The sequence below is a fragment of the Pseudonocardia sp. ICBG601 genome, assembly GCF_020496245.1.
The window spans coordinates 1-10734 of the sequence record NZ_JAHLJA010000186.1 but is presented as its reverse complement, the minus strand read 5'-3'; the positions used below and the strand labels follow the sequence as shown (position 1 = coordinate 10734).

Below are 10734 nucleotides of genomic sequence, written 5' to 3'. Positions count from 1 at the left end.
GCCGAATCCGTGGCGATGACCAGATCGAAACATCTCGACAGCTCCGCGAGGCATTGGCGAAGCGGGCTTTCTCATGACAGCGCAAATTCCGCGGCGTCGGACCAGAGCGGCCGCGAACTCGCTGAAGAGTTCGGAATATCCCGCTCCACGGTCACAAAAATGATCGCCGAACCCCGAGACCGCTACGAGCAGCGGGCCAAGCAAGCAACGTCGAGCCAGGGCCGTGGATCTGCGCCTCCAGGGGTCAGCTACCGAGGATCGCTGTCAGCACTGGCGAAGCACGGCACCGTCGGTCGCCTCCTCGCTGACGCCCGGCGCCACGGGGAGTGGGCGCTCGCCGTGGGCGCGCCCCGCGCGCAGTTGCACAGAGTGAGATTTCGAGGGATGTCCGAAACGGCCCCAAGCCGGGGTGCCGGTAAGGATCGTGTCATCAGCCGCAAACGAGCGCTGGGGGCTTGACCCTGAATCTCTGGTCGCGGCGGTGTCCGGGGGGTGGGAGTAGCGTCCGTGCGTGGCGCGTGAGCTGGGTCAGGACGAACTGATCGATCGGTGGACGCTGGTCGAGGCCGAGCTGGCGATGGTGGCCGGCAAGCGTGGCGCGACGCGGCTCGGGTTCGCGGTGTTGCTGCGCTTTTACACCGAGCACGGCCGGTTTCCCCGCAGCCGGAGCGAGATCCCCGACGCCGCTGTGGACTACGTGGCCCGGCAGGTCGGTGTGCCGGTGACCGAGCTGGCGTTCTACGACTGGTCCGGCCGCACGATCGAGTTCCATCGCAGCCAGATTCGCCGGACACTGGGGTTCCGGGAGTGCAGCGTCGCCGACGCCGACAAGCTCACCGAGTGGCTGGTCACCACCGTCACCCAGACCGAGCGCGGCGCTGAACGTGTCCGTGACCAGCTGCTGGACCGGTGCCGGGAGGAACGTATCGAGCCGCCCACCGGCGGCCGCGTCGACCGGATCGTGCGCTCGGCGCTGCACCGCGGCGAGGAGCTGCTGTTCGCACGGGTGGCGATCCGCTTATCCGAGGCGGTGCGCGTTCGGCTGTTCGCCTTGGTCGCGGCCGGTGCCGATGACGACGGCCAACCCGGCGGGGACGGTGACGGGCCGGCGGTGCTGGCCTCGATCCGGTCCGATCCGGGCAACGTCAGCCTGAACACGATGTTGACCGAGATCGCCAAGCTGGAAGCGGTACGGGCGGTCGGCCTGTCAGCCGGCGTGTTCGCCGACATCGCCCCGAAGGTGGTCGCCGCCTGGCGGGCGCGGGCGGCGGTCGAGGCGCCCAGCCACCTGCGCGGACACGCGCCTGAGGTGACGCTGGCCCTGCTGGCGGCGTTGTTGCACTGCCGGGAACGGGAGATCACCGACACGCTGGTCGAGCTGCTGATCTCCACCGTGCACCGGATCAACGCCCGCGCCGAGGTCCGGGTGACCAAGGAGCTGATCAAGGAGTTCAAGCGGGTCACCGGCAAGGAGAACTTGCTGTTCCGGGTCGCCGAGGCGACCGTGAACGCCGGCGACCAGCTCGTGCGCGACACCGTGTTCCCGGTCGCGCCGCAGGCCGTGCTGGCCGACCTGATCGCGGAGTTCAAGTCCTCCGGCCGACCTACCAGCGCACCGTGAAGGCCACGCTGAAGGGCTCCTACACCAACCACTACCGGACTGGGCTGATCAAGCTGCTGGACGTGCTGGAGTTCCGCAGCAACAACACCACCCACCGGCCGGTGCTCGACGCGCTGGAGCTGATCACCCGCTACGCCAGCGCCGGGAACCTGCACTACTACCCGGCCGGCGAGCACATCCCGGTCCATCGCGGCCTGAGCGAGGACTGGGAGGCGCTGGTTTACAAGGACGACAAGCGCCGCCGGCAACGGGTCGTGCGCATGGTCTACGAGGTGTGCACCTTCCAGGCGCTACGCGAGCAGTTGCGGTGCAAGGAAATCTGGGTCGTCGGCGCGGACACCTGGCGCAACCCGGCCGAAGACCTTCCGACCGATTTCGAGGACCATCGCGTCGAGCACTACCAGGCGCTGCGCAAGCCGCTGGACCCCAGCCAGTTCATCGCCGACCTGCAAGCCGAGATGCGCGCCGAGCTGGAGGCCCTGCACACCGCCCTGCCGGGCTGCGATTGGTTGTCGATTAGCGACCGCGCGGCTGGCGCGGTCAAGCTGGCCCCGCTGGAGGCCTCGCCGGAGCCGCGCAACCTGCGCCGGCTCAAGCAGGCTGTGCAGGCCCGGTGGGGCACGGTGCCGCTGATCGACATGCTCAAGGAGGCGGTGCTGCGCACCGGCTGCCTGTCGGCGGTGACCTCGGTCGCCGACCGCGGCACCTTGCCCGAGCACGTGCTGGCCGAGCGGTTGCTGCTGGCTATCTACGGGTACGGCACCAACACCGGCATCCGTGCGGTCGCCGGCGGCGAGCACGGGCATTCCGAGGACGAGATTCGCTACGCCCGGCGCCGCTACCTGAGCACCGAGGCCGCGCGGCAGATCGCGATCGAGATCGCCAACGCCACCTTCGCCGCCCGCCAGCAGACACTGTGGGGCGACGGATCCACGGTGGCCAGCGACTCGACTCACTTCGGCGCGTTCGACCAGAACATCTTCACCGAGTGGCACTCCCGCTACGGCGGCCGAGGGGTGCTGATCTACTGGCACGTCGAGCGCGGCTCCGTGGTGATCCACTCGCAGCGGCTGAACTGCTCGGCCTCCGAGGTGCACGCGATGGTCGACGGCGCGATCCGGCATGGCACCGACATGCAGGTCGAGGCCAATTACGTGGACACGCATGGTCAGTCCGAGATCGGGTTCGGCATCACGAAGCTGCTCGGGTTCGACCTGCTGCCGAGGATCAAGCGGATCAACAAGGTCAAGCTGTACCGCCGGCTGCGGCTGCTGGCGAGCCAGACGCCTGGCCGGGTCTGGCACCGGCGATGACCCGCCCGGTCCGGTGGGACCGCATCGCTGAGCAGTACGACCAGATGCTCAAGTACGCCACCGCGATCCGCGTGGGCACCGCCTCGACCGAGGCGATCCTGCGGCGATTCATGAAGGCCAACGCAGCGCACCCGACCTACCAGGCGATGATCGAGCTGGGCCGGGCGCAAAAGACCATCTTCTTGGCCCGTTACCTGCACAGCCGGGCACTCCAGCGAGAGATCCACGAGGGCCTGAACGTGGTCGAGTCGTGGAATCGGGCCAACGCGGTCATCTTCTACGGCAAGGGCGGGGACCTGGCCACCAACCGGCGCGACGAGCAGGAGATGAGCGTGCTGTGCCTGCGGATCTTGCAGGCCGCCCTGGTGTACGTGAACACCCTGATGATCCAGGACCTGCTCGCTGGCTCCGAGTGGGACGACGCGCTCACCGCTGAGGATCGGCGCGGGCTGACGCCGCTGTTCTGGGCGCACGTGCTGCCCTACGGCGAGGTGCGGCTGAACATGGACGCCCGTCTTCGCCTGGCCGCCGCCGCCTCCAGCGGCTGACTGGCCGGTCTCGAAACCAAGGTTCCGCGACAGCGTGCAGGCGAGTTCGGACATCGACATCACCCCAGGTCACGCTGTCTCACAATCTAACGTCGAAACACCGCCTCGAAACACGGCCACATGGTAAACTTATGAGACAGTTGCGGGAGGAAACGAGACGATCATGACCGGCGAGTCCGCCATTACCGACCCGCGGATCGCCGCCGCCCTGGATGCCGACCGGGACCAGGCCAGGACGGTGACGTGATGGAACTGGGCTACGCCCGCGTCTCGACCACACACCAGGACCTCGAACGACAGCTCGACGCCCTGGGCCACCACGGCATACCCGACGAGCGGATCTACACCGACAAGAAGACCGGCGCCACCATCGACCGGCCCGGCTTCACCGAGCTGCGCCGCTACGCCCGCTCCGGCGACACGATCATCGCGACCAACCTCGACCGACTCGGCCGCAATCTGCGCGAATGCCTCAACGTCGTGCACGAGCTGCGCGAGCAGGGCATCGGGATCAAGACCCTGAAGGACCCGATCCCGATCGACACCACCGACGACTCGCCGATGGCCGAACTCGCCGTCGCGCTACTGGCGCTGTTCGCACACATGGAACGAGTGTTCATGCGCGAACGCGCCGCCCACGCCCGCGAGGCCACCGCAGCCACGGGCAAACTGCCCGGCCGACCCCGCAAACTCGACCCCAACCAGCTCGCCGCGGCCCAGGCCGCCCTCGACACCGGCCAGACCGCCGACCAGATCGCAGCCGCGTTCGGCGTCAGCCGCGCCACCCTCTACCGCAACCTCACCGAAAATAAACCCGCTGACCAGCAATGATCGACTCGTTTGCGGCTGGTGACAACTCCCTTACCGGCGCCCCAAGCCGGGGCAAGCCGGGACAGCCGGGACACATTGAGCGTTCCAGCAGGTCACATGCGCTTTTTCCCTGTCCCGGCTTGAGGGGGTGTCCCGGCTCAAGCCGGGACACCCCCTCAACGAACAACACGCTCACGCAAGCCGAAGGCCGCCCTTACCGCATCCACCAGCGGTTATGCCTCGCCTGGCCCCGCGCCTCCTTGTTCAGCACTGTCGGTGACCAGATCAGGGGTGTAGCGCCGCCACGCGTCGCCGAACACGTCACGCTGGTAGCACCTGACCTTCCCGAGCCCAGGGAGCCGCATTTGCGTGGACTGGATGTCGTACTCGGCGAGGAGCTTCCGAGGCGCATGGCGGTGAGTCCTTCGCCGCGTGGCCCGTAGTCCGCCCACGGCGCCTCCGGATCAGCCCGGAGCTGCTGGAGCAGCCGCATCGTCGGCAACGCCTGCTCGTCCCCGAACGCCGCATGGCAGTCCGCGAGGAGCCGGATGCGTTCGGACCGGTCATCCCCGGCACTGTCCTCTTGGAGGGCGAGGATGGCTTGGCGGGCGCGTTCGGGCCAGTGGCCTCCGGCGTGGTCGGCGATGGCGATGAGTGGTTCCCAGGTGTCAGCGGCCCGGTCCTCGACCGGCATCACCGGCTCAGCCGCCTCCAAGACCGATAGGTCGTTGCGGAGCCAGCTGTGCAGCCGCTCAGCGAGCTTCTGGAGGCGTGGCCGGTCGCGTCGGTGCCGGTAGGGCGCCACCTGTTCTCCGGGGGCTCTGCGGCGCATCTGGACGACGATGGCGCGGTCTTCGATGGTGTCGGGCATGCGTCCGATCCCGGCCAGCGCTGCCATGGCGAACGTCGAGATCGACTCGACGCGGTTTTTGGCGAGGTCGTAGCGCTTGGCGGGCCGGTTGCGTTGGTGTCCGGCGTTCAGGAGTCCGCGGAGGTCTTCGTGGCCGGTGGCTGCGGGTCCGAAGATCGTGTCGGCCTCATCGACGAGCATCGTGGGTGGGTCGGCGGTGATGGAGCGGTAGACCGCTGCCGGTGTGGCGTTGACGGTGATGAACGGCTGGTGGCAGGCGCCTTCGACGACGTCGAGGAGGCGGGATTTCCCGCAGCGCTTCTCCGGTGCCCGCACGACCAGGCGTGGTGCGTGGGCCCAGGCGGGTTGGGCGTGGGTGGCGGCGATCCAGAGCACGACCCCGACGACGGCGGCGTCGGAGGGGAGGGCGACGTAGCGGCGCAGCGCGGTCTCCAGGTCGTCGAGGATCACCGCCCCGTCGACGTCGCTACTGGTGCTGTTGGTCGGTGGTGGGGTGAAGGTGCCGGATTCGGAACCTTCGCCCTGACCTGCGGGAACCTGGTCGTCGTGGGTGTTCACGCGGTCCTCCTGGAGGTGGTGGCGGCGGGTGCGGTGCTCGGGTGGTGTCGCCAGAGGCGTCCGGTCACCTCGGGCTCGTGCGGGTGCTCGGTCCAGGTCTCGGTCGGGGCGTAGGCGCGGAGCTCGGCGGCCGGATGGCCGTCCGGGTAGCGGCGAGACGCGTCCTGCATGGCTGCCAGGTCGTCGGCCCAGTACCAGCGCCCACGCCAGGGCCCGTCGACGAGGACGGCGAGTTCGCGGCCGTCGGCGACCTGGACCGCCAGCCGCGACATCCGGGGCGGCCGGTGCGCGGGGGAAGGGCGGTGCTGCCGCGTCGCTTCCGGTCCTCGCCCGCTGGGGCGGGCTGTGGTCCGGGTCGACTTGCCCACGACCAGCTGTGGGGCTGCGGTGGTGCTCATGCCGCGTCCCCACGTGCCCACCGGGCCGGGTCGCCGTGGGGCGGATACCGGCGCCGCATCAACTCCGCGAGGGACGGCTGTCGGGCGAGCCCGGCAGCGGTGTAGGCGACCGAGACCTGCTTGCTGGCGTCGCGCAACGCGACCCAGCGGGCGTGGCGCAGGTCGGCGACCTCCACGCCCACGCGGGCGGCGACGAGCAGCGGTGCGGTCGGCTGGGCTCGTCCGAGGACGGCGGCCAGCACGGCCGGGTCGACGAAGCTGATCACCTCCAGCGCGTCGGCCCGATCCGGGTGGGGCAGGCGCGGGATCGGGACTGCCAGGGCTCGACACGGGAGCGGGTCAGGTGCTGCAGGTGTTGCCGGTGGTTCCGGTAGTCCAGGAGAGTGGTGACTGTGTGTGGTCATGGGGGCTCCTGTTTTCGGCATGGCGAAGGGGAGGGAGGGAGGCGCCGAAGTGCTCCCGTCCCTGCTCAACTGCGGGTTTCAGAGGTGCTGGAGGGGGTGGGTCCCTGGGGTCCCTGGGTGACTGTCAGTGCAGGTCAGGTTGGGGAGGGACCCGTCGGGGACCCGGGAGGGAGAACTCCCTGGGTCCCTCCCGGGTCCCTGAGGGGGTCCCTCAGTCCTCAGCTCAGGTCGTCGGACCCTTCGCCCATTCGTCACTGTCGGTGACAGGATCGGTGGGTGTGTTGCGGTCGGTGAGGGCTTCTGCGATGCGGTCGGTGGAGACCTGTTTGGTGCCGCCGGTCTTGTAGGGCTTCGCCCCGTCGGGGAGTGCGTCGGCGAGGCGTTCGAAGGTCCAGGTCCCGTAGTGGGCGCGGTCGAGTTCGGCGAGCAGCGCGAGCGCTTCCTGGGTGCGCATCCGCTTCGCGCCCGCCTCGGTGAGGACGTGGAGCAGGTCCTCCAGAAGGTCCCGGCGAGGCGGCGGTGCCGGGGCGGTCGCTGCTCCGGTGGCGAGCCCGGCCTCTTCCCGCAGCTTCACCGCCCGCTCGACGATCGGTGTCAGCTCGTCGACGCCGTTGCCGCGTTGGATGTAGAAGCAGCGCATCAGCCCGTCCCGGCTGGTGAACCCGGATGTCATGGCGGTGCCGAGGTCCCCGAGGTCCACGGTGCCGTCGCTGCCCACGGTCATGGGTTGCAGGGTGGTGGCGGTGATCCCGGCGGTGTGTTTGCCGGTGCCGAGGATCGCGTCGTTGCCCTGGTGATCGGCGATGGCGAAACACGCCCGGTTCGACAGGACTTTCGCCACCGCCCGAGGCAGGGACTCTTTCGACGGGACTGGTGTCGCGAACAGGAACGTCACCCCGTATTTGCGGGCCTTCGCGACGATCTTGGCGACCAGCTCGGCGGCTTCGGCGCCGACGTCGGAGACGAACAGTTCCTGGCACTCGTCGATGACCACGACGCGGGGCCGCATGGAGGCGGGCCGGCGCGGCGGCGGCGAGTGCCCGGGTGAGCTTGGGTTCGCCTGCTGCGGACAGTTTCCGTCCGCGTTCGGACAGCTCGGACATGAGCTGTTTGAGGCCGTTGAGGACGGTGGGGACCTCGTCGGGGTCGTCGGAGACGAACAGCGTCCGGGCGACCGGGGCGAAGGGGTCGTAGTCGGCGTTGTGGGCCATGCAGTAGATGTCGATCTCGACGAGTGGGTCGAGGATGGCTCCGGCGAGGACGTTGATGATCAGGGTGGACTTCCCGGAGCCCATCATCCCGGCGATGCCCCAGTTCGTGCCGAACAGCCGTCCGTTGACCAGGTCAGCGCGGGGGGTGACGCCGACGGGGACACCACGGAAGTAGTCGGTGGTCCCGTCGTGCAGCAGCGGCCAGGGCGCGACCGGTTTGGTGAGTGAGCCTTGGTCGGCGACCCACAGGTCCAGCATGCCGGGGTGGTCGCGGGCTTCGGTGGGCCACACCTCCACCGGCAACCTCAGGAGGTTGTGGGCCAGGACGTCTTTGCGCTTGTTGAGCATCTCGACGGTGACGCCCTCGGGCAGGAGGAACTGGCAGTGCCAGCCCTTCCCGTCGTGGACGGGTGGGAGGTTCCAGCGGGGTGTCCAGCCGTGTTTGAACTTGCTGTTCAGGGCGCTCAGGCCGAGGTTGCGCAGCGCGTTGACCACGGCGCTTTCGTCGACGATCACACCCCGCCCGGTGCTGGTCTCGTCGTCGTCGACAGTCGCGGTCCAGGTGGGTGGGGTGGTGCGGGCCCGCCCCGAGTGCCCACAGCCCGAGCACCGCCCCGGCCCCGGCCAGGGTGGCGATCACGGTGGCGTAGACGGTCACGAACGTAACGGTCCAGGCGACCGCGTCGATCACCCCGGCAACAGGGGCGATGACCAGGGAAACATCCTTCGCCGCGATCGCGAGGACGGCGCCGAGGGCGAGGAGCATCCCGAGCGCGATCAGCGCGCCGACCCCCGCAGCACGCGCCCACGCCAGGGGCGCGTTGATCCAGTCCATCACCCGGCCATGACGCCGCTGCTTTTCGGCGGTGTCGCGGGCCTCCCACTCCAGGAGCCGGTCCTGGTCCCCGGCGATCTCAGCGGCCCGCATCTGCCGCTCATAGCGGGAGGTGCCGTGGGTGTCCCGCCAGCGTTGGATGAGGACTCCGGCGCCGGAGAACACGAACCACGTGTTCCTGACCAGGGCTTTCGTTGTGGTGACGGTGACGGGGTGGGTGGCGGCGGCGAGGGCGCTCCGGCCTGCGGTGTGTAGGTCGGAGCGGTAGAGGTCCCGCCGCGACACCACCACGTCGGTTCCCGGTGTCGAGGCGCTGTCTGTCTGCGGGCCGCAGGTGTGGTCGACGATCTCGCCCTCGATCACCACCGAGGGCTCGGTGTCGGAGTTGTCGGTGCGGTGGTGCAGGGTGATGACCGGCGCCAGCTCACGCGCATGGTGGTCTGGGCTGGCGCCGCCAGACTTCCCCGCGTGTCGTGGTCGTTGTTGTTCATCGGGGGCCTCCGGCGGTCTCGTCGCGGAGTTGGCGGGCCCGCGCGGCGGAACAGCGCAGCGTCCGGCGGATGGACTCGGCCGATCCGGGGTCGACCCGGCCGTCGGCGACGGCGGCCCGGAGCTGGTCGCGAAGATCATCCAGGCTGCGGGGAGTCGACCCGGTTTCAAGATCATGGTCGGGGTCGACTCCGCCCCTCGACGATGATCTTGGTGGGGTCGACTGTCGCAGGTCAGCCCTCGACTCCCCACCCGACTCCTCGTCGCGGCGGTTGAGGACGGCGACACCGCCTCCATGATCATCGTCGAGGTCGGAGTCGAGGTAGTCGAGGTCGTAGTCGTAGTCGTTGGTGAGGCGGAGCCGACACAGTCCGCGCCTTCGACGAGGGCGGCGAGTGCCCAGTCCCAGTCGTCGGCGCGGCCCTCGCCGCCCGGCACGGGCGGGGCGCCGTGGCGTCCCGGGGCGGTCGTCGCGGCGAGCGCCCGTCGGTGGACCTGGTAGGTCCCGGGCCGGTAGGTCAGCTGGGCGGTGCCGTCGGTGCCGATGGTTGCTGCCGCGTCGCGGACGGCGAGGCGTCGTGCTCGGTCGGTCTTCGCCTCTACCAGCGCGGTCAGGTGGGCGTCCCGGCGCTCGGCTCGGGAGCGGGGTGCCCCGGCGAGGGTGAGCTGGTGTGCGGTGACGCCTGCGATGGACACGACGGCCATGACGATCCCGGCGGTGAGGCCCTGTTCGAGGCCGTGGAGGAGGTTCATCGAGGCCGCGACCAGGGAGAACAGCACCACCCCGGCCTGCAACCCGACCACGGGCCGGTCCGGTGTCTGGTGTCGGGAGGCGACGATGGCGAGGGCGAAGGCCCACATGCCGAGTTCGGTGATCCCGGCCAGGAGCACGCCGAGCGGGCCGTAGATGGTGGTGCCGTAGGCGGCCATCGCGGGTGCGGCCAGAGCGAAGGACAGGAGCGCGATCGGGTAGATCAGCAACTCGACGACGTGGGCAGAAGACCAGGTCAGGGCGCGTGTGCGGGCTGCGGCCCGGGCGGCTGTGCGGGCTCGTCGCTGCTCGGTGCGGCGCCGCTCAGCGCTCTCGCGGTCGGCCCGGTCGCGGTCGCGGCGGGCGTCCTGCTCGGCGATCCGCCGCTGCGCCGCAGCGTCAGCGGCTTCCCGGGCGAGGCGGGCGTCCAGAGCGCGGCTCTCACGCCGCTCCGCCGCCCGTGTTGCAGCCCACGAGTGGTTCGTGGTGGTCATGCTCCGGCCCTCCCCTCAACCCGCTGACCAGCCGAAACCCGCCCAGAAGGCGACACAGCGCCGCCGGAGACGTCGCCTGCCGGGTCCTGTCCGGCCAGGGTGGTTGAGGCTGGGACGGCTCGACGGGCCTGCCAGAGCCGCAGCTCAGCGGCCGCCCACCAGCCGGTTACGAAGCCGAGCGGTGCGGCGAACCACCAGGTCAGCCACACCGCCGCGACGGTTAGGGCGGCGACGACGGCGATCTCGACCAGCCGGTCCCGGACCGCCGCCACGACACGACGAAACAGCGCGTTCATGCCACCTCACACCCGAAATGACCCGCTGGCCAGCGGAAACGGCCACAGGCCGTCGGGTCGGAAGCATCAGCAGACGACCTGCGGACGCCCCGTCAGACGGCCCGGTCGGGGCGTCTGAGTCCTGGAGGAGGGCGC

The 10734-nt window shown here is 69.7% G+C and carries 9 protein-coding genes and 1 pseudogene; 4 read left to right on the top strand and 6 right to left on the bottom strand.

Going from position 1 to position 10734, the window contains the following annotated elements; genetic code table 11:
• Positions 1-511 precede the first annotated feature (511 nt).
• The 4 genes from KPL57_RS59210 (at position 512) to KPL57_RS59200 (ending at position 4313) form a co-directional block, all read left to right on the top strand.
• Positions 512-1621, top strand: a complete 1110-nt coding sequence (locus KPL57_RS59210; RefSeq protein WP_226358779.1) for a DUF4158 domain-containing protein — start codon at positions 512-514, stop codon at positions 1619-1621.
• On the top strand, positions 1618-2934 hold the full coding sequence (locus KPL57_RS71155; protein WP_308253207.1) for a Tn3 family transposase: 1317 nt from the start codon (positions 1618-1620) through the stop codon (positions 2932-2934). The genes KPL57_RS59210 and KPL57_RS71155 overlap by 4 nt, the downstream gene beginning before the upstream one ends.
• Positions 2931-3482, top strand: a complete 552-nt coding sequence (locus KPL57_RS68515) for a transposase (protein ID WP_264199916.1) — start codon at positions 2931-2933, stop codon at positions 3480-3482. The genes KPL57_RS71155 and KPL57_RS68515 overlap by 4 nt, the downstream gene beginning before the upstream one ends.
• A 246-nt stretch (positions 3483-3728) precedes the next feature.
• A complete protein-coding gene (locus KPL57_RS59200; protein ID WP_226351775.1) occupies positions 3729-4313 on the top strand; it encodes a recombinase family protein in 585 nt (194 codons plus the stop codon).
• Positions 4314-4525: 212 nt separating this feature from the next.
• On the opposite strand, the pseudogene KPL57_RS59195 reads toward KPL57_RS59200, so the two are convergent.
• From KPL57_RS59195 to KPL57_RS59170, 6 genes and pseudogenes are all read right to left on the bottom strand, one after another.
• Positions 4526-5124, bottom strand: a pseudogene (locus tag KPL57_RS59195) (DUF3631 domain-containing protein).
• A gap of 593 nt (positions 5125-5717) precedes the next feature.
• Positions 5718-6119: a hypothetical protein gene (locus KPL57_RS59190; RefSeq protein ID WP_226358778.1), complete on the bottom strand. Its 402-nt coding sequence runs from the start codon at positions 6117-6119 to the stop codon at positions 5718-5720.
• A complete protein-coding gene (locus KPL57_RS59185; protein WP_226358777.1) occupies positions 6116-6385 on the bottom strand; it encodes a hypothetical protein in 270 nt (89 codons plus the stop codon). Before KPL57_RS59185 ends, KPL57_RS59190 begins: the two co-directional genes overlap by 4 nt.
• A 361-nt stretch (positions 6386-6746) precedes the next feature.
• A complete protein-coding gene (locus KPL57_RS59180; protein ID WP_226358776.1) occupies positions 6747-7532 on the bottom strand; it encodes a hypothetical protein in 786 nt (261 codons plus the stop codon).
• Positions 7533-7867: 335 nt separating this feature from the next.
• Positions 7868-10303 (bottom strand): hypothetical protein, encoded by a 2436-nt coding sequence (locus KPL57_RS59175; protein WP_226358775.1) that lies wholly within the window; start codon positions 10301-10303, stop codon positions 7868-7870.
• Entirely contained in the window at positions 10300-10599 is a 300-nt protein-coding gene (locus tag KPL57_RS59170; protein ID WP_226358774.1) for a hypothetical protein, read from the bottom strand. Before KPL57_RS59170 ends, KPL57_RS59175 begins: the two co-directional genes overlap by 4 nt.
• Between the last annotated feature and the right edge of the window lie 135 nt (positions 10600-10734).